We start from the raw sequence: 19,263 nt of genomic DNA, 5'->3' as shown, positions 1-19,263 counted from the left end.
CCCCTCGGTACCGCCCGCTCTCCCGTCCCCGAATTCGCCGCTTTCGGGCATCCCGGAAACCGCCGACGGCAAATCGGCGGGAACAGTCGGGGAACGGACCGGAACCCGGGCAGGAACCGACTGGAACGCCGGGCGGTCCCGCACGGGAAATGCGGACCGCCCTTCCGAGCGGGCCGTCCTTCCGAGCGCAACCGCCCTTCCGATATCCGAAAGGCGCGCACCGGGACACCCGCACACCACCGCCGCCGCCCCGTACGGCACGATGAGCCCCTGACCGCACCACAGGAGGAAGCCCATGCCCGCTCCCACGGCTCCGACCGCTCCGCAGCCGGAGATACTCGCCGCTTTTGAGGCGGCGAAGGGCTTCATGCCCGTGGACGAGGGTCTCGCCCTGTATGCGGCGGCGGCCGAGGCGGCGGCTCTCGGGCTGCCGCTGGTGGAGGTCGGCACCTACTGCGGCCGGTCCACGATCCTGCTCGCCGACGCCGCGCGCGCCGCCGGGGTTGTCGCGGTCACGGTCGACCACCACCGGGGCAGCGAGGAGCAGCAGCCCGGGTGGGAGTACCACGATCCGGCCGTCGTCGACCCCGAGGTCGGCCGGATGGACACCCTGCCCACCTTCCGCCGCACACTGCACGCCGCGGGCCTGGAGGAGCATGTGCTCGCCCTGGTGGGCCGGTCGCCGCAGGCCGCGGCCGTCTGGCAGGCCCCGGTGGGCCTGGTCTTCATCGACGGCGGGCACACCGACGAGCACGCCACCGCCGACTACGAGGGCTGGGCGCCGCACCTCGCGCCCAACGGGCTGCTGGTCATCCACGATGTCTTCGCGGACCCGGCGGACGGCGGCCAGGCCCCGTACCGCGTCTACCGCAGGGCCCTGGAGTCCGGCGCCTTCACCGAGATCTCCGCCCATCGGTCGCTGCACGTCCTGCGGCGCACCGGGCCCGGCATCTGAGCGGGCTACGATCGCGGACGTGTCGAACGGCAGTTCTCTCCCCCCGCACCGCCGCCTGCGCGGCACCCTCCTCGTCGTGCTGGCCGCCGTGCTGGCCGCCGGCCTCGGCGGCTGGCTGATCTGGCACTCCTCGCGCGGCGACTGCGGTCCGAGAGCCGGGCAGCCCGCACCGAGCGACCCGGCAGGGCACGCGACCGGGCCCGGCGGCAGCCACGCCCCGGGCAGCAAGGACTCCACGGGCCACGGTGCGCGCGACAGCCTCAAGGGCAAGGTCGTGGTGCTCGACCCCGGCCACAATCCGCACAACAACGAGCACGGCCGGCAGATCGCCCGGCAGGTGGACATCGGCAACGCCCGCAAGGAGTGCGACACCACCGGCACCGCCACCAACGACGGCTACGCCGAGGCGTCCTTCACCCTGGACCTCGCCCGCCGGGCCCGCACGCTCCTCCAGAAGGAGGGCGCCAAGGTCGTCCTCACCCAGGACGGCGACCGCCCCTACGGGCCCTGTGTGGACGAGCGCGCGGAGATCGGGAACAAGGCGCACGCCGATGCCGCGCTGTCCCTGCACGCCGATGGTTCGGGCGCCGGCAACCGCGGCTTCCATGTCATCCTGCCCGCCCGTGTGACCGCCGGACCGGCCGACACCGCCGCGATCGTCGGGCCCTCGCGCCAGTTGGGCGAGCGGCTGGCCGGCCGGTTCCGTACGGTCACCGGAAGTGCGGTGTCCAATTACATCGGCGACGGCACCGGGCTCGACAAGCGCTCCGATCTCGGCGGCCTCAACCTCTCCACGGTGCCGAAGGTGTTCATCGAGTGCGGCAATATGCGCGATGCGAAGGACGCCGCGCAATTGACCGATGCGCGGTGGCGGCAAAAGGCGGCCCACGGGATCACCGAGGGCATTACGGACTTCTTGTCGCACTGACCGGCTTCTTGACGCACCGACCGGACCATTGCACCGGCGCTCCGCAACCGACCCCGATACCGGATCCATGACGACGTACCGATAGCGCGCCGAAACGAACAGGACGGGCCGCCCGATTCGGCGATAGGTTCCCCTTTACGATGGGTGGCCACCGCCGTGCCTCGCACTGCGCGCACCGCGACAGCGACGACCGGACCCACGAAAACGACAAAGGACCCTTACGTGAACATCCGCTCCCTCACTCGAGGCGACGGCGTGGTGATCGGAGCAGCGGTGTTGCTGTTCATCGCCTCGTTCCTCCCTGCCGCCGGCAGCTCGGCCTGCTCCGGACCGCTCGCCAAGTACTGCGAGGCCCAGGGCAGCGTCAACGCCTGGGATTCGGTGGCCGCCCTGATGACCGTGTACGTGGCCGGGGTGATCGGCGCAGCGATCATCGTCGTCAGCCGTGCGCTGCCGCAGCCGCGCAAGGTCGCCGGTCTCGACCTCGGCCAGTTCGGTGTCGCCCTCACCGTGTTCACGGCATGGGCGGCGCTCTGGATCCTCATCGGCAGCCCGAGCGCCGGCGCCGGCCTGATCATCGGGCTGCTCGCCGCCCTGATCCTGGCCGGTGGCGCCATCGCCACACCGCTCCTCCCGCCCCTCAAGGTCGCCCTGATCGGCGCCCCGAAGCCGCAGGCCGCCGCCCCCTACGGGGCGGGCCCCAACCCGGGTTACGGCTACCCCGGCGCACAGCAGCAGGCGAGCCAGGGCTACGGCTACCCGGGCACCCAGCAGCAGCCGCAGGGCGGCCAGCCGCACGGCCAGCAGGCGCCCGCGGACGCCACGGGCGGCGGCCCGGCGGGCGCCACCGCGGCGGCCGGTGCCCCGGTGGAGTTCGCGCCGTTCTGGTTCGCGGTGCCCGTCGCGCGCCCGCTGTACGGCGAGGACGGTGCCCCGGCCCCGATCGCCGAACTGGCGCCCGGCACCTGGTACCTGGCAGTGGAGCAGCGCGGCCAGGCCCTGATCGCACAGACCCAGGACGGCCGGCGCGGTGTCCTGCAGGACACCACCGGTATCCAGCGCGGCTGACCCCGGACACACAGCGGTCCTTCCCGGCCCCTCGCCCCTCACGGGCGGGGGGCCGTTGCGCTGAGGGCGGCCCGGTCGTACAGTGCGCGGACATCAACGACTCCTGACGATCCGTCAGATGCAGGCGGATACGTCAGGCACAGACGCAGCCATCAGGCTCGATCCGTCCGCCGGAGAGGGGCGATCGCTATGCGACTCGGTCTGGCACTGGGCTACTGGGGCCGCGGCCCGGACCCCCGGCATCTCGAACTCGCCCGCGCGGCCGAGCGGCTGGGCTATGACTCGGTCTGGACGGCGGAGGCCTGGGGGTCGGACGCCTTCACCGCGCTCACCTGGATCGCCGCCCACACCTCCCGTATCAAACTGGGCACCGGCATCGCACAGATGGCGGCCCGCACCCCCACCGCCACCGCGATGCACGCCCTCACCCTCGACCACCTCTCCGGCGGCCGGCTGCTGCTGGGCCTGGGGCTGTCCGGACCGCAGGTCGTCGAGGGGTGGTACGGACGGCCGTTCCCCAAGAGCCCGCTGACCGCCACCCGCGAGTATGTGGACGTGATCCGCCAAGTGCTGCGCCGGGAAGGGCCGGTGGAGTCGGACGGGCTCTTCCACCCGCACCCCTACCGCGACACGGACGGCACCGGCCTCGGCAAGCCGCTCAAGCCCATCACCCACCCGCTGCGCGCCGGACTTCCCCTCCTGCTCGGCGCGGAGGGGCCCAAGAACATCGCCCAGACGACCCGGATCGCCGACGGCTGGCTGCCGCTGTACTGGTCGCCGCGGCGCACCGAGGTCTACCGGGCGTCGCTGTCACAGGCCCCGGAGGGCTTTCTGATCGCCCCGATGGCCCGCGCCATGGTCTGTGACGATGTCGCCGAGGGGCTGCTCCCGGTCAAGGCGATGCTTGGCTTCTACATCGGCGGGATGGGGCACGCCGCCAAGAACTTCCATGCCGATCTGATGGCCCGTATGGGCTACGAGGAGGAGGCCCGCCAAGTACAGCGACTCTTCCTCGAAGGCCGCCGGCAGGAGGCGGTGCAGGCCGTACCGGACGCCTTCGCCGATGAGATCTCGCTGGTCGGCCCACGCGAACGGATCGCGGAACGGCTGGAGTTGTGGCGCTCGGGACCGGTCACCGACCTCCTGGTCACCGCCCCTGACCCGGACACCCTACGGGTACTGGCCGAGCTGAACTCCTGACGGCCGCAGGCGGGGCGGGCCCCCGTATGGGGCGAGCGGCCCCGCGTACGGCTCACCGGCTCACTGGAACGAGGCCCGCTCCAGCCACCGTTCGAGCAGCGCCCGTTCACCCAGCACCTCGACGCCGTCGCTGTCGGCGGGCAGCCTGCGGTAGACCACGCGGAGGAGATCGGTGAGCGGGCCGCGCAGCGCGACCGCCGCCTTTTCGTGGGCGCGGCGGTGGACGAGCCGGTCGCCGGTGAGGTCGAGGAGCCACTCCGCGTTCAGCTCGGGCGGGGTGTCGGTGGCGTGGAGGTGGATCGTACGGCCGGGCCCGAAGAGCTGCCCGCCGGGCTCCGCGAGGCGCGCCGTGAAAAGCGGCAGGGCGCACAACTGGAGCCACTCCTCCAGGCAGTCGGCGGCGACCTCGGGCGGGACGTCGAATGCGGCACCCGCGGTGAGTGCGGCGTCGGCACGGTGGATCACGGTCTCGTGGGTCATCCGGCGGGCCCAGAAACCCGTCCGCTGCACCGGCGACCAGGTCCATACCCCGGTGTCGGGGCCGGCCTCGCGCAGCGCCGCCACGGTCTGTTCCACCCCGGCCGCGAGCCAGGCGTCCAGCGCCGCCGCGTCGTTCCCCCCGGGCCCGTCGCCCTCGGGGACATCGGCCACGTCGACAGCCGTGGCGGACCGGGTGGCGACGATGGTGCCGGCCCAGCGGTGGGCGCCGCCCACATGCCGCGCGAGGTCGGCCAGCGTCCAGTCCGGGCAGGTGGGCACGGTCGCGGACAGATCGGCGTCGCGCAGAATCTCCCGGAACTTCGTGGTCTCTTCCAGGAGTTGGGCGCAGTAGGCGTCGTGACTGAGTGAGCCTTGGAGAGTCATGCGGCGCACAGTAGCCCGCGGTTCCCCGGCGCGGCCTTTTCTTTTTGCGCGGGCCGTAGGGGAGGTCCCGTACAGGGCCCGTACGGAACCTCCCGTACGGGCCCCCGAGCCCCCCGCCTACGCATACGCCTCCGCCTACCGGCAGCAGTCCGGGTCGAGCCCCGTCGGCAGATGTTCGCCCCCGAAGACCGTGGTGGTGGCCTCGTCGCCGCCCAGGGCGGCCACCGCGAGCAGCAGCGAACCGGCCGTCCAGGAGGTGCGTTCGCGTGGCCAGATCGCGTCGTCGTCGAAGACATAGCCGGTCCAGTACATACCGTCCTCGGCGCGGAGGTGCTGCATCCACTTGAGGATCTGTACTGCCCGCTCGGACTCCCCCATCGCCCACAGGGCGAGCGCCAGTTCCGCGCTCTCGCCGCCGGTCACCCAGGGGTTGGGCAGCACACAGCGCACGCCCAGACCGGGCACCACGAACTGCTCCCAGTCCGCGTCGATGCGCTCGCGGGCCTGGGCACCGCGGACCGCGCCGCCGAGGATCGGGTAGTACCAGTCCATGGAGTAGCGGGACTTGTCCAGGAACCGCTCGGGGTGGCTGCGTATCGCATGGCCGAGGCGGCCGACGGCCAGCTCCCAGTCGGGCTGCGGCTCCTCGCGCTGGTCGGCGAGCGCCAGCGCGCAGCGCAGCGCCTGGTAGATGGAGGACGAGCCGGTCAGCAGCGCGTCGTTGACGGGCGTGCCGTCGTCCTCGCGCTTCCAGCCGATCTCGCCGCCGGGCTGCTGGAGCTCCAGGACGTATTCGGTCGCGGCATGGACCGCGGGCCACATACGGTCGAGGAACGCCTCGTCGCCGGTGGACAGGAAGTGATGCCAGACGCCCACCGCGAGATAGGCGCAGAAGTTGGTCTCCCGGCCGCGGTCGGTGGGTGCCTCGGCGTCGCCGTCGTCATAGGCCGCGTACCAGGACCCGTCCGGGTTCTGGTGCCGCACCAGCCAGTCGTACGCGGCCTCGGCGCGCTCGTGTTCGCCGGCCGCGTCCAGGGCCATGGCGGCCTCGGTGTGGTCCCACGGATCGAGGTGGTGGCCCCGGAACCAGGGGATCGCGCCGTCCGTCCGCTGGGTGGCCAGGATGCCGGCCACCGTGCGGGCGGCCTGCTCGGCGGTGAGCACCCCCGGCAGGACGAGTCGTTCGGTACGCCCGGGGCTTGTCACTTGGCGGCCCCGGCGGAGGGCTTGGAGGCGGGCTTGGCGGACGCCTTGGAGGTGGGCTTGGCACCGGACTTGGCGGGGGCCTTGGAGGCGGTCCTCTTGGCGCCTTGTGCGGACTTCCGGGCCTTCGCGGGGGCCGCGGCGGCCGGCTCGGCGGCCCCGGCGGCGGACTCGTTCGCCTCGCCGGCGGACGCCTCGGCCACGGCCGGCTCGGCAGCGGCCGGCTCGGGCAGATGCGGCTTGGTGGCGTAGACGACGAAGCTCTTGCCGATGACGGGGTTCAGTGCCCGCTCGGCGAGCCGGGTGGCCAGCGGCTTCTTCATGATGTCCCAGACCAGCAGCTTGTGGTACGCCTGCACCGGCAGCGCCTTGTCGTTGTCCACCCCGAAGGCGCACTTCAGCCACCAGTAGGGGCTGTGCAGCCCGTGCGCGTGATGGGTGCCGTACGGCTCCAGACCGGCCTCCCGCATCTTGCCCAGCAGCTCGTCGCCGCGGTAGATGCGGATATGGCCGCCCTCGACCTCGTGATAGGCGTCGCTGAGCGCCCAGCAGACCTTCTCGGGCCCGTAACGGGGCACCGTGACCGCGATCCGGCCGCCGGGGCGCAGCACCCGGACCATCTCGGCCAGCACGCCCTTGTCGTCCGGTATGTGCTCCATCACCTCGGAGATGATCACGACATCGAAGCTGTCGTCAGGGAACGGCAGGTTCAGCGCATCGCCTTCCATGGCGGTGGCGGAGGCGCCCGCCGGGGCCTCCCCCGCCTCCTCCATCGCGGCGAACCACTTGGCGACCTCGCGGATCTCCTCGCCGTTCTGGTCGAGGGCGACGACCTGCGCGCCGCGCCGGTAACACTCGAAGGCATGCCGGCCGGCGCCGCACCCCAGGTCGAGCACACGGTCGCCCGGAGCGAGCGGGAAGCGGGAAAAGTCGACGGTCAGCACGGCGTTCAGCTTTCGTCCGGCGGTTGGTGGCGGTGGCGGTGGTGGCTGCGGAAGGAAGGGCGGGCCGGTCGGGCCGGTCGGGCCACTAGACGTGTCCGGCGGCGCTCGGCGCGGGCGCGGTGGCGACTCCGGACGCCGCCCCGGGGCGGGCACCGGCCCGGCCTCTCTGGAGGGCGATGGCCTGGCGGTAGCGATCGACGGTGCCCAGCGCGGCCTGACGCCAGGTGAAACGGGCCAGCACCCGCTCCCGTCCGGCCGCGCCGAGCCGTCGGCGCAGCGTCTCGTCGCCCAGGAGGCGCAGCAGTCCGGCCGCCAGCGCACCGGCGTCCCCCGGGGGCACCGCGAGACAGGTGTCGCCATCCGGGCCGGCGACCTCGGGGATGGCGCCGCCCGTAGTGGCCAGCAACGGCGTGCCGGTGGCCATCGCCTCGGCGGCGGGCAGCGAGAAGCCCTCGTACAGGGAGGGGACACAGGCGATCTGGGCGCTGCGCACCAGGTCGACGAGTTCGGGGTCGCTGATGCCCTTGACGAACTCGATGGCGCCGGACAGGCCGAGCCGTTCGATGGCGGCGGCGACCGGCCCGTCGTCGGCGCGCTTGCCGACCACCACCAGATGGGCGTCGGGCTGCTCGGTGCGTACCTTGGCGAGCGCCTCGACGAGGTGGATCAGCCCCTTGAGCGGGACATCCGCGCTGGAGGTGGTGACGATCCGGCCCGGCACTTCGGGCACCGAGGCATCTGGCGAGAACAGGTCGGTGTCGGCGCCGATATGGACCACATGGATCCGGCCGGGGGACACCCCCAGGTCGTCGACGATCTCCTGGCGGGAGGAGCCGGAGACGGTCAGCACGGACGGCAGCCGCCGGGCCACCCGCTTCTGCATCCGGGTGAAGCCGTACCAGCGGCGGACGGAGGCCCGGCGCCGCCAGTTGTCGGCGGCCGCCAGGTCGAGCCGCCGGTCGACGGTGATGGGGTGGTGGATGGTGGTGACCAGGGGGGCGCCGAGGGCGCCGGGGCCGCCGAGCAGGCCGTAGCCAAGGGTCTGGTTGTCGTGGACGACGTCGAACTGGCCGCGGCGGGCGGCGAGGTGGCGCCGGGCCCGCAGCGAGAAGGTCAGCGGCTCGGGGAAGCCGCCGGTCCACATCGTGCCGACCTCAAGGGCGTCGATCCAGTCCCGGTACTCGCCGCGCTTGGGGGTACGGAACGGGTCCGGCTGGCGGTAGAGGTCCAGGCTGGGCAGCTCGGTCAGGGTCACCCCGTCGTCGACGACCGGGTAGGGCTGGGCGCCGATGACCTCGACGGAGTGGCCGAGGCGGGCGAGTTCGCGCGAGAGGTGGCGTACATAGACGCCCTGTCCGCCGCAGAACGGGTTCCCCTTATACGTGAGCATCGCGATCCGTAGGGGACGCTCGCCGTTCGTCGGGGCTGAGGCCGGGGATGCCTCTGCGGGGCGAAGCGCGGCTGCCTGGACGGCCTCTGCGGTCACGCTCGGCCCCCTTCTCACTGGACTTTCGCCGGAGCGTAACCGCTGGCGGTAATCTAGAACAAGTTTCAGAACTGATTGGCTACTGATCAGTTCACCGAGCTTCGAATCTACCGGCCGAGACCGAAGCGAAAAGAGCCACACCAGGTGATTCGCGCCACCACCCGCCCCCCTGCCATGCTGTGCCGAGCACACCATCGGCACTCGCCGCATCGCGGACGGAATGCCACGGAATGGGAAATATGACTACGGAATCCAAGGCGGCCAGACCGACCCTTCCCGCGAGTCCACCCCTGACCGAGCGTCAGGAGGCCCGGCGCCGCCGCATCCTGCACACCAGCGCCAAGCTGGCGTCCCGTGGCGGTTTCGACGCCGTACAGATGCGCGAGGTCGCCGAGTCCTCGGGCGTCGCGCTGGGCACCCTCTACCGCTACTTCCCCTCAAAGGTGCATCTGCTGGTCGCCACCATGCAGGACCAGCTCCAGCACATGCACGAAACGCTGCGCAAACGCCCGCCGTCGGAGCAGGACCCGGGCGCACGGGTCGCCCAGACCCTGATGCGGGCCTTCCGCGCGCTCCAGCGCGAGCCGCATCTGGCGGACGCCATGGTGCGCGCACTGACCTTCGCGGACCGCTCCGTCAGCCCCGAGGTGGACACCGTCTCCCGGCTGACCACCGCGATCATCCTCGACGCGATGGGGCTGGACGGTCCCGCCACCCCCGAACAGCTCTCCGCGGTCCGGGTCATCGAGCACACCTGGCACTCGGCCCTGATCACCTGGCTGTCCGGCCGCGCCTCGATCGCCCAGGTGAAAATAGACATCGAGACGGTCTGCCGACTGATCGACGTCACGTCACCGGAGGGCGGGCGCTAGCCCGGCGTCGCTTCCGCCCGGCGACGCTTCCGTCCGGCATCGTTTCAGCCTGGCGTCGCTTCCGTGCGGCATCGCTTCCGCCCGGCGTCGCTTCCGCCCGGCATCGCTTCCGTCCGGCGTCCCTTCCGTCCGGCGTCCCTTCCGCCCGTCGTCGCTTCCGACCGCTCTCACTTCCGCCCGGTATTACTTCGCCGGGCGGTGGGCGTTAACTCGGCTGCCGCCGCGGGTAGTTGGCCCGCAAGGGGTCCACCGCCCCCCTACGGGACACCCTCCCCCGCCCCCTAAGGTCTCCACGCGACGCGGCTCCCCCGCCGCGACGGTGCTCCCGCCCCGCGCCCCGGGGCCGCCTGCTCCTCCGCCGTGCGACCGGCCGCCTGCTCCCCGCCGTGCGGCCGTCGCTCACTCCTCCGGTGGGAACACCGCCTCGCCGCTGCCAACCACGGTGAGGGTGATCGCCTCCACGGGGCACCCCTCGGCCGCGGCCAGGACTCCCTCCGCGGCGTCGGTCTCCGGCGCCACCGGATGCGACTGCCGGGCCGAGTCGAGCCGGAAGCCGTCCGGCGACGCCGCGACACACATCCCCGACCCGATGCAGACGCTCCGGTCCACGACCACCTGCCAGCGGTCCCCCATCAGGCACCCGCCGGGAGATGGATCATCTTGTGCTCCAGATATTCGCCGAAGCCCTCGGGCCCGAACTCCCGCCCGATGCCGGAGTTCTTGTAGCCGCCGAACGGGCCGAGCATGTCGATGCTGAAGGTGTTCACGGAGTACGTACCGGTGCGCACCTGCCGCGCGATCTCGATGCCGTGGTCGACATCGGCCGTCCACACCGAGCCGGAGAGCCCGTAGTCGGAGTCGTTGGCGATCCGTACCGCCTCCGCCTCATCGTCGTACGGCAGCAGACAGATGACCGGGCCGAAGATCTCCTCACGGGCGATCCGCATGGAGTTGGCGACCTCGCCGAAGAGGGTCGGCTCGACGTACCAGCCCGTGGTCTGCCCCTTGGGGCGGCCGCCGCCGGTCAGCACCTTGGCCCCCTCCTGCTGTCCGAGCGCGATGTAGTCCAGTGAGCGCTGCTGCTGACGACGGGCCACCAGCGGGCCGACTTCGGTGGCCGGATCCAGCGGGTCGCCAACGGTGAGCGCCGAGGCCGCCGCGGTGAACCGCTCGGCGATCTCGTCGTAGTGGCTGCGCGGCGCGAGGATCCGCGTCTGGGCCACACACGCCTGGCCGTTGATCATCCAGGCGAACGGCACGATGCCGGCCACCGCCGCGTCCAGATCCGCGTCCGGCAGGATCACCGCGGCGGACTTGCCACCGAGTTCCAGCGTGACCCGGCTGAGGTTGCGGGCCGCGACCTCCATGACCCGCTTGCCCGCCGCCACCGAACCGGTGAACGACACCTTGTCCACGCCCGGGTGCCCGACCAGGTACTCGCTCACCTCGCGGTCCGCCGGGAGGATCGACAGCACGCCCTCCGGCAGCCCGGCCTCCGTCACGATCTCCGCGAGAAGATACGCGTCCAGCGGGGTCTCCGGTGACACCTTCAGCACCACCGAGCAGCCGGCCAGCAGCGCCGGCGCGAGCTTGGCGGCGGCGGTGAACTGCGGGACGTTCCACGGCACCACGGCCGCGACCACCCCGGCCGGCTCCCGCCGCACCAGCAGCGGCCCCAGTACCCCGTCCCGCCGCTCCTCGAACGGGAAGTCGCGGGCCACGGTCAGCGCCGCGTCCCACACCAGCATCGCGGCCAGCGACTGCACCATGACGCCGGAGGTGAACGGGGTGCCGTTCTCCGCGCTGATGACCTTGGCGATCTCCTCGCTGCGGGCCGCGAAGGCGTCCTTGATACGGGTCACGACCGCGATCCGGTCCGCCAGCGGGGCGTTCGCCCACACCCCGGACGCGAAGGACGTACGGGCCGCGGCCACCGCACGGTCGACGTCGTCCCGTGAGGCGTGCGGCACCCGGCCGATGACCTGTTCGGTGTGCGGCGAGACGACCTCGATCGTGTCCCGGCCCGCCGGATCGGCCCACTCACCGCCTATGTAGAGCTTTCCGTGCTCGACGAGGTCGCTCATCGCTGCCGCCTCCTGCGGGTTGGCCGCCTGTTCGGCGGTCCCTGCCGGTTCGCTGTTGATGCCGGGGGTCCGTGCCGGTTCCCTGTCGTTACTGACGTGCATCAGACGGGCTTACTGAGGTGCGTGCGTCTGACGTGACTGTGGCGATGTACCGAGGTGCGTGCTGACAGGGCATCAGCCCCAGTCGCGCATCAAGAACTGATACCAGTTCTAGTTGGAGGAGTCCACGGCGTCGGCCGAATCTCAACTCCCCCCGATCGAACGGGCACTTCAAGCCTCATTGAAACCAGTTCTAGTTATAGTGAGGCCGGGTACCAGGTGTATGCCACACCGAGAGGGGACCGGGATGAACACACAGGTGACCGACCACAAGGGCGGGGTGTGGAGCATCGCCGTCCCCATCCCGGACAACCCGCTCGGCCACACCCTCGTCCACCTCCTGGAGACCGACCGCGGGCCGGTGCTCATCGACACCGGCTGGGACGACCCGGACTCCTGGGACGCCCTCGTCGCCGGGGTCACCGCCTGCGGATTCGACGTCACCGACCTCCACGGCGTCCTGATCACCCACCACCACCCCGACCACCACGGTCTGTCCGCCAAGGTCCGGGAGGCCTCCGGCGCCTGGATCGCGATGCACGCCGCCGACGCCGAGGCGGTCCGCCGCACGCGCGAGGCCGAACCGGAGCAGTGGCTCGACTACCTGCTCGCCAAGCTCTCGGCGGCGGGCGCACCGGACGACCATCTGGCGCCCCTGCGGAAGGCACGCGCCACAGGGGGCGGCCGGAAACTGCCCGGCCGACGGGCCGCGCTGCCGGACCGCGGTATCGGCCCCGGCGAACTGCTCGATCTGCCGGGGCGCCGGGTGCGCGCCATCTGGACGCCCGGTCACACCCCCGGGCATGTGTGCCTCCACCTGGAGGAGGCACACCCCTCGGCGCCGGCCCCTGGCTTCGGCCGGCTGTTCTCCGGCGATCACCTCCTGCCCGGCATCACCCCGCACATCGGCCTGTACGAGGCCCCGGACGGCGAGGCGCGCCCTCCCGGCCCGCACGACCTGGACAGCTCGGCGGAGGACCCGCTGGGCGACTACCTCGACTCCCTCGAACGCGTCGGCCGGCTCGCCCCCGCCGAGGTGCTGCCCGCCCATCAGCACGCCTTCACGGACGCCGGCGGCCGGGTGCGGGCGCTCATCGCCCACCACGAGGAGCGGCTGGCCCGGCTGAGAGTCCTTCTCCAGGAACCGCGCACGGTGTGGCAGCTCGCCACGGCCATGGAGTGGAACCGTCCCTGGGAGCAGATCCCCTACGGCTCCCGCAATATCGCCATCTCGGAGGCCGAGGCCCATCTGCGCCGTCTGGTGAAGCAGGGGCGCGCGGAGCGGGTACCGGGCTCGGATCCGGTGCGGTATCAGGCGGTGTGAGCCGCCTGGCACCCGACTCGCGCCCGGCTGACGCCCGATCCCGTCGCCTCGTACACGCGAGCGAGCGCCCGCACCGGCTGCCGTTAAGGTGTGCGGGACAACTTCATCCGTACCCGATCGGGGGAAGCCGGTGGAATTCCGGCGCTGACCCGCAACCGTGAGGACGGCCCGACCCTGGCACGCCGGCTGGCCCGGCAGGGACGGCCGTACGAGCCGGAGCACCCGAGGGGGCACGACCAAGGCTCCCGCCACCGGAACCGTCCGCCACAGGGACAGCCGGTGCGCGGCACCGTCGAGGTATACGGAGCTGAGCCCGGTGCCACCGCGTCGCGATCCGAGGGGATCGGTGCGGGTGGTCGGCCGAGCGCGGCTGCGTACATCGCCGCGACCCGACCCGAGAGGCACCGCCCCGATGGCCCCCATGGCTTCCATGGCTCAGCAGGCCCCCCTGACGCATCCCGCCGCCTACCTGGCGCGCCGCGCTGCCACGGCGCTGGCAGCAGCGGTGGTGCTGGGTGCGGCCGCTGCCCCGGCCGCGTACGCCGACGCCCCGTCCGCGTCCCCCAAGAAGCTGCCGGACGGCCTGTACGGCACCACGGACCCGAAGTTCGACGGGGTGTGGCGGCAGTCGCTCGCGCTGCTGGCGCAGGACACGGTGGGGGTGCGGCCCGCGGCGTCGGCCGTGCACTGGCTGGCCGGGCAGCAGTGCGCCGACGGCTCGTTCACCGCCTTCCGCGCCGAGCCCGGCAAGACCTGTGACGCCAAGACGATGCGGGACACCAACCAGACGGCCGCCGCGGTGCAGGCGCTGGCCGCGCTCGGCGGGCACGGCGACGCCGTGCAGAAGGCCGTGGGCTGGCTGAAATCGGTGCAGAACGACGATGGCGGCTGGAGCTCGATGCCCGGTTCGGCCAGCGACGCCAACTCCACGTCCGTGGTGATCGGCGCCCTCGCGGCGGCGGGCGAGAAGCCGCGGTCCGTGACCTCGAAGAAGGGCGGCAAGACCCCCTACGACGGGCTGCTCACCTTCCAGCTGGGCTGCGACGCGAAGGAGGGCGAGCGCGGTGCGTTCACCTTCCAGCTCAAGGGCGCCGCCCCGAACGCCGACGCCACCGCGGCCGCCGCGACCGGAGCGCTCGGCAAGGGCTTTGTCGTCGCCCCCGCAGGCGAACGGGCAAACACTCCTGTCAAGCCGCTGACCTGCAAGGACGGCGAGGGCGAGAAGAGCGGCGAGCCGGGGCGGGCCGCGGCGGGCGGCGACGCCTACCTCGTCGCGCAGCTCGACAAGAACGGGCAGCATCTGCTCTCCGCGATGCCGGGCGCCGAGAAGCAGCCCGATGTCGGCAACACCGCCGATGCCGTGGTGGCGCTGGCGGCCGGTGGGCACGGTGCCGCCGCCGCGAAGCCGCTGAAGTGGCTGGAGAAGAACGCGGCGGACTGGGCCAAGCAGAGCGGGCCCGCCGCGTACGCCCAGCTGGTGCTGGCCGCGCACGCCACCGGCACCGACCCGCGCTCCTTCGGAGGCACCGACCTGGTGGCCAAGCTCAACGCCACCGGCCCCAAGCCGGCCGCCGCCCAGAAGAAGGACAGCGAAGACGCCGCCAAGGACGGCGGCGGGATCGGGCTGTGGTGGGTCATCGGCGTCGGCCTCGCCATCGGCGCCGGTATCGGGTTCCTGCTGAGCAGCCGTAAGAAGAACCAGCTCTGATGCGGGGTACCAGGATCGCCGGCGCCGTGCTGCTGGCCGGTACGGTCACCGGCCTGGCCGCCGGGCCCGCCCAGGCGCAGGAGTACCGCTACTGGTCGTTCTGGGACGGCAAGGGCGGCACCTGGACGTACGCCACCGAGGGGCCGGCCACCCAGCGGCCGGCCGATGGTGCGGTCGCGGGCTTCCGCTTCACCGTCGGCGCCGATTCCGCCGCGGCCGGCAAGCCGCGCACGGCCGCCGGCTTCGACGCGATCTGCGGTGACACCCCCGCCAAGGAGGGCCGCAAGCGGATCGGCATCGTCCTGGACTTCGGCACGGCGGCGGACGCGCCCGGCGGCGAGCGGCCGCCGAAGGCCAGGACGGAGTGTGCCCAGGTGTCCGAGGACGCGTCGGCGGGCGAGGCGTTGGCGGCGGTCGCCCGGCCGCTGCGCTATGACGCCAACGCCTTGCTGTGTGGCATCGCCGGCTATCCGAAGGCGGGGTGCGCGGAGTCGGTGAACGGGTCGGAGAAGGGATCGAAGGACGGGTCGGAGTCGAAAGGGTCCGGGGCCGACGCCGCACCGTCCACAGGGGCGGCGGAGGGCCGTGCCGGCGGAGGCGACGGGAGCGGTGACGGCGGGCCGTCCGCCGGGCTGCTCGGCGGGGTCGCGGCCGTCGTCGTCCTGGGTGCGGCAGCGGTGTGGCAGGCACGCCGCCGACGCGGATGAGCGCCCCGCAGGCGACCCGTACCACCGCGCTGCACGCCGGCGCCTGGTGGCTGTGGGCGCTGGGCCTGGCCACCGCCGCCTCCCGCACCACTGATCCACTGCTGCTGGGACTGCTGGTGGGCGTGGCCGGGTATGTCGTCGCGGCGCGTCGCACGGACGCGCCCTGGGCCCGCTCGTACGGGGCGTTCGTCAAGCTCGGGCTGGTCGTGATCGCCATCCGGTTGCTCTTCGCCTTCTTCCTGGGCTCGCCGATCCCCGGTACGCACACCCTCGTCACGCTGCCCGAAGTGCCGCTGCCGGACTGGGCGAAGGGCGTCCGGATCGGCGGCCGGGTCACGGCCGAGGGCATGGTCTTCGCTTTGTACGACGGGCTGAAACTGGCCACTCTCCTCATCTGCGTGGGCGCCGCCAATGCGCTCGCCAACCCGGCCCGGCTGTTGAAGTCCCTGCCCGGTGCGCTCTACGAGGCGGGCGTCGCGGTCGTCGTCGCCATGACCTTCGCACCGAACCTGGTCGCCGATGTCCAGCGGCTGCGCGCCGCCCGCCGGCTGCGCGGGCGTCCCGACCGCGGGTTCAAGGCGCTGCTCCAGGTCGGACTGCCGGTACTGGAGGGCGCGCTGGAGCGTTCGGTGGCGCTGGCCGCCGCCATGGACGCGCGCGGTTACGGCCGCAGCGCCCAAGTCCCGCCTGCCGTACGCCATACCACCTCCGTCCTCACCCTCGGCGGGCTGCTCGGTGTCTGCGCGGGAACCTATGGACTGCTGGGGGACACCGGAGGCGGCTACGGGCTGCCGCTGCTGCTCGCCGGGCTGGCGGCGGCGCTCGCCGGGCTGTGGCTCGGTGGCCGCCGGTCGGTGCGCAGCCGCTACCGGCCCGAGCGGTGGGGCGCTCGCGCCTGGCTGGTCGCGGGCTCCGGCATCGCCGTCGCCGCCCTGATGATCTGGGCGAACGACTACGCGCCGACCGCGCTGCACCCGCCCGCCGTCCCGCTCACCACCCCCGTTCTCCCCCTCTGGCCGGCCGTTTCCGTTCTCGTGGGACTGCTGCCCGCGTTCGTCGCCCCGCTCCCGCCGGGCGCGGACCGTGTCGCGTCCCGAGCCTCCCGTGGTGCCTCCTCCCGTGGGCGTCGCCGCGCCACTGATGTCGATGTGCTGACGAAGGAGCCCACCCCGTGATCCGGTTCGAGCAGGTCTCGGTCACTTACGGCGATGCCGCGGCGCCCGCCGTCCAGGGCGTCGACCTGACCGTCCCCGAGGGCGAACTGTGTCTCCTGGTCGGCCCCTCCGGCGTCGGCAAGTCCACCGTCCTGAACGCCGTCTGCGGCCTCGTCCCGCACTTCACCGGCGGCACCCTGCGCGGCCGGGTCACCGTCGACGGGCGCGACACCCGCACCCACAAACCGCGTGAACTGGCTGATGTCGTCGGCACCGTGGGCCAGGACCCCCTGGCGCACTTCGTCACGGACACCGTCGAGGACGAACTCGCCTACGGCATGGAATCCCTCGGCCTCCCTCCTGAGGTGATGCGCCGCCGCGTCGAGGAGACCCTCGACCTGCTGGGCCTGGCCGAGTTGCGCGACCGCGCGATCACCACGCTCTCGGGCGGACAGATGCAGCGGGTGGCGATCGGGTCGGTCCTCACCACCCACCCCAAGGTCCTGGTCCTCGACGAGCCGACCTCCGCGCTCGACCCCGCCGCCGCCGAGGAGGTGCTGTCCGTCCTCCAACGGCTGGTCCATGACCTCGGTACGACGGTCCTGCTGGCCGAACACCGCCTGGAGCGCGTGGTCCAGTACGCCGACCAGGTCATCCTCCTTCCCTCTCCGGGCGCGCCCCCGGTCATGGGCACCCCCGCCGACATCATGGCCGTCTCTCCCGTCCACCCCCCGGTCGTGGCCCTCGGCCGCCTCGCCCACTGGTCACCGCTCCCCCTCTCCGTCCGCGACGCCCGCCGCAAGGCCGCCCCGCTGCGCGAGCAGCTGACGGGGGTCTCGCCGCACGTCCCGGCGAGGAGCGCGGGGAGCAGCGAGGCAGGCGCCTCGGCGGCGTCGGACGCTGCCGCGGAGGTCTCGGGGCTCGGGGTGCTGCGAGGGCGGACCGAGGTGCTGCACGGGGTGGATCTGACCGTGCGGGCCGGCGAGACGATCGCTCTGATGGGGCGTAACGGTGCGGGGAAGTCCACTCTGCTCACCACCCTCGTCGGTATGCACCAGCCGTCGTCCGGCACCGTGCGGGTCGGCGACGCCGTCCCGCACCGCACCAGCCCCCGGGCCCTCCTACGGCATGTCGGCCTGGTCCCCCAGGAACCTCGTGACCTCCTCTACGCGGATACCGTCGCCGCCGAGTGCACCGCGGCCGACGAGGACGCGGGCGCCCCCGCGGGCAGCTGCCGGGATCTGGTCGCCCGGCTGCTGCCGGATGTCCCGGAATCCGTTCACCCCCGTGATCTGTCCGAGGGCCAACGGCTCGCCCTTGCCCTCGCGGTGGTGCTGACCGCCCGTCCACCGCTGCTCCTTCTCGACGAGCCCACCCGCGGCCTGGACTATGCCGCCAAGGCCCGTCTGATCGAGGTGCTGCGCACCCTGGCCGCCGAGGGCCACGCCATCGTGCTGGCCACCCATGACGTGGAACTCGCCGCTGAACTGGCACACCGTGTCGTCATCCTCGCCGACGGCGAGATCGTCGCCGACGGTCCCACCGACGAGGTCGTGGTCTCTTCTCCTTCCTTCGCGCCGCAGGTCGCCAAGGTCCTCGCCCCGCTGCCCTGGCTGACGGTTCCCCAGGTGGCCCGCGCCCTGGAGGCCCTCGCATGACCGTGCCCCCACCCCGCCCGGAGGACCTCGGGCCTGTTTCCGGCTCCAGCGACCCCGGCCCCGGCTCCGGCTCCGGCTCCGGCTCCGGATCCGACCCTGGGCGGCCAGCCGCCGGGCCCCGCTCCAGCCCCGGCCGCCAGGCCCGTGCCGTTCGGCTCGGTCCCCGCTCCATCGCCGCGCTGGCCCTGATCTCGGCCATCGGTGTGATGGCTTTCGGCTGGCCGCTGCTCGCCGACTCCGCCTCCGGGCTCGCCCATTCCAAGGACGCGCCCTGGCTGTTCGCCGCGCTGCTGCCGATGCTGCTCGCCGTGGTCGTGGCGACGATCGCGGACACCGGGCTGGACGCCAAGGCCATCGCCATGCTCGGTGTACTGGCCGCGGCCGGGGCCGCGATGCGCCCGCTGGGCGCGGGGACGGCCGGCATCGAGCCGATGTTCTTCCTGATGGTGTTGTCGGGGCGGGTGCTCGGGCCCGGGTTCGGGTTCGTACTCGGTTCCGTCGCGATGTTCGCGTCGGCGCTGCTGACCGGCGGTGTCGGCCCCTGGATGCCGTTCCAGATGCTGACGATGGGGTGGGTATCGATGGGCGCCGGCCTGCTGCCGGGGCCCGACCGGCTGCGCGGCCGGGGTGAACTCGCTGTGCTCGCCGCCTACGGTGCTGTCGCCGCCGTCCTCTACGGCCTGGTCATGAACCTTCAAGGCTGGCCCTATATCGGCGGTCTGGCCTCCGGCGTCTCCTTCGTCCCCGGCGACCCGCTCGACCAGAACCTCGCCCGCTATCTCGCCTACTGCCTTGCCACCTCCCTCGGTTGGGACCTGCCCCGGGCCGTGGTCACCGTGATCCTCACCTGCACACTCGGGGGCACCGTCCTCAGGGCCCTACGCCGTGCCACCCGCCGCGCGGCCTTCGATGTCCCCACCTCCTTCGCTCCCGATCCACCCCGGGGGACCCCCGCTCGGTGACGTGACCTCTGTCCTTGCCCTGCCCCTGCCGGGCGGTAACCGTCGGC

Annotated in this window: 16 protein-coding genes, 1 pseudogene and 1 riboswitch; of the genes and pseudogenes, 11 read left to right on the top strand and 6 right to left on the bottom strand. The window is 72.5% G+C overall.

Features of this window, described 5'->3' with window-relative positions; all coding sequences use genetic code 11:
• Positions 1-295: 295 nt before the first annotated feature.
• The 4 genes from STRTU_RS25175 to STRTU_RS25160 all read left to right on the top strand — a co-directional run bounded on the left by STRTU_RS25175 (position 296) and on the right by STRTU_RS25160 (position 4,151).
• The gene (locus STRTU_RS25175; RefSeq protein WP_159746311.1) at positions 296-955 is read left to right on the top strand and encodes a class I SAM-dependent methyltransferase; all 660 of its coding nucleotides are present in this window, start codon (positions 296-298) and stop codon (positions 953-955) included.
• 19 nt (positions 956-974) lie between these two features.
• Positions 975-1,883 (top strand): N-acetylmuramoyl-L-alanine amidase, encoded by a 909-nt coding sequence (locus tag STRTU_RS25170; protein WP_159746310.1) that lies wholly within the window; start codon positions 975-977, stop codon positions 1,881-1,883.
• Between the two features lie 222 nt (positions 1,884-2,105).
• Positions 2,106-2,951 (top strand): DUF5336 domain-containing protein, encoded by an 846-nt coding sequence (locus STRTU_RS25165; protein WP_159746309.1) that lies wholly within the window; start codon positions 2,106-2,108, stop codon positions 2,949-2,951.
• A 189-nt stretch (positions 2,952-3,140) separates the two neighbouring features.
• Positions 3,141-4,151 (top strand): LLM class F420-dependent oxidoreductase, encoded by a 1,011-nt coding sequence (locus STRTU_RS25160; protein WP_159746308.1) that lies wholly within the window; start codon positions 3,141-3,143, stop codon positions 4,149-4,151.
• Positions 4,152-4,211: 60 nt separating this feature from the next.
• On the opposite strand, the gene STRTU_RS25155 is transcribed toward STRTU_RS25160, so the two are convergent.
• From STRTU_RS25155 to STRTU_RS25140, 4 genes and pseudogenes are all read right to left on the bottom strand, one after another.
• Complete coding sequence (locus tag STRTU_RS25155; protein WP_159746307.1) at positions 4,212-5,015, bottom strand: maleylpyruvate isomerase family mycothiol-dependent enzyme; 804 nt, start codon at positions 5,013-5,015, stop codon at positions 4,212-4,214.
• A 135-nt stretch (positions 5,016-5,150) separates the two neighbouring features.
• Positions 5,151-6,221 (bottom strand): prenyltransferase/squalene oxidase repeat-containing protein, encoded by a 1,071-nt coding sequence (locus STRTU_RS25150; RefSeq protein WP_159746306.1) that lies wholly within the window; start codon positions 6,219-6,221, stop codon positions 5,151-5,153.
• Positions 6,222-6,433: 212 nt separating this feature from the next.
• Positions 6,434-7,162 (bottom strand): annotated as a pseudogene (locus STRTU_RS25145) (class I SAM-dependent methyltransferase); the annotation flags it as partial.
• Positions 7,163-7,247: 85 nt separating this feature from the next.
• Entirely contained in the window at positions 7,248-8,648 is a 1,401-nt protein-coding gene (locus STRTU_RS25140) for a glycosyltransferase family 4 protein (RefSeq protein ID WP_159746304.1), read from the bottom strand.
• A 239-nt stretch (positions 8,649-8,887) separates the two neighbouring features.
• On the opposite strand from STRTU_RS25140, the gene STRTU_RS25135 reads away from it, so the two are divergent.
• Positions 8,888-9,520, top strand: a complete 633-nt coding sequence (locus STRTU_RS25135) for a TetR family transcriptional regulator (protein ID WP_159746303.1) — start codon at positions 8,888-8,890, stop codon at positions 9,518-9,520.
• Between the two features lie 399 nt (positions 9,521-9,919).
• On the opposite strand, the gene STRTU_RS25130 is transcribed toward STRTU_RS25135, so the two are convergent.
• Both STRTU_RS25130 and STRTU_RS25125 read right to left on the bottom strand, forming a co-directional pair.
• Entirely contained in the window at positions 9,920-10,153 is a 234-nt protein-coding gene (locus STRTU_RS25130) for a ferredoxin (protein WP_159746302.1), read from the bottom strand.
• A complete protein-coding gene (locus tag STRTU_RS25125) occupies positions 10,153-11,604 on the bottom strand; it encodes an aldehyde dehydrogenase (protein ID WP_159747208.1) in 1,452 nt (483 codons plus the stop codon). Before STRTU_RS25125 ends, STRTU_RS25130 begins: the two co-directional genes overlap by 1 nt.
• 346 nt (positions 11,605-11,950) lie before the next feature.
• Here STRTU_RS25125 and STRTU_RS25120 point away from each other — a divergent pair, with 346 nt between their 5' ends.
• From STRTU_RS25120 to STRTU_RS25095, 6 genes are all read left to right on the top strand, one after another.
• On the top strand, positions 11,951-13,027 hold the full coding sequence (locus STRTU_RS25120) for an MBL fold metallo-hydrolase (protein WP_159746301.1): 1,077 nt from the start codon (positions 11,951-11,953) through the stop codon (positions 13,025-13,027).
• Positions 13,028-13,110: 83 nt separating this feature from the next.
• A riboswitch (cobalamin riboswitch) is annotated at positions 13,111-13,271 on the top strand.
• 168 nt (positions 13,272-13,439) lie between these two features.
• A complete protein-coding gene (locus tag STRTU_RS25115) occupies positions 13,440-14,735 on the top strand; it encodes a prenyltransferase/squalene oxidase repeat-containing protein (protein ID WP_159746300.1) in 1,296 nt (431 codons plus the stop codon).
• Positions 14,735-15,442 (top strand): SCO2322 family protein, encoded by a 708-nt coding sequence (locus tag STRTU_RS25110; RefSeq protein ID WP_159746299.1) that lies wholly within the window; start codon positions 14,735-14,737, stop codon positions 15,440-15,442. Before STRTU_RS25115 ends, STRTU_RS25110 begins: the two co-directional genes overlap by 1 nt.
• Complete coding sequence (locus tag STRTU_RS25105) at positions 15,439-16,617, top strand: CbiQ family ECF transporter T component (RefSeq protein ID WP_159747207.1); 1,179 nt, start codon at positions 15,439-15,441, stop codon at positions 16,615-16,617. The genes STRTU_RS25110 and STRTU_RS25105 overlap by 4 nt, the downstream gene beginning before the upstream one ends.
• Positions 16,614-18,254, top strand: a complete 1,641-nt coding sequence (locus STRTU_RS25100) for an ABC transporter ATP-binding protein (RefSeq protein WP_159746298.1) — start codon at positions 16,614-16,616, stop codon at positions 18,252-18,254. Before STRTU_RS25105 ends, STRTU_RS25100 begins: the two co-directional genes overlap by 4 nt.
• Positions 18,251-19,216 carry an ECF transporter S component gene (locus STRTU_RS25095; RefSeq protein ID WP_246241182.1) on the top strand — a complete coding sequence of 322 codons (966 nt, stop codon included), beginning with the start codon at positions 18,251-18,253 and terminating at the stop codon, positions 19,214-19,216. Before STRTU_RS25100 ends, STRTU_RS25095 begins: the two co-directional genes overlap by 4 nt.
• Positions 19,217-19,263 lie beyond the last annotated feature (47 nt).

The organism is Streptomyces tubercidicus, from assembly GCF_027497495.1.
GTDB lineage: Bacteria > Actinomycetota > Actinomycetes > Streptomycetales > Streptomycetaceae > Streptomyces > Streptomyces tubercidicus.
This window is presented reverse-complemented; position numbering and strand designations above follow the sequence as displayed.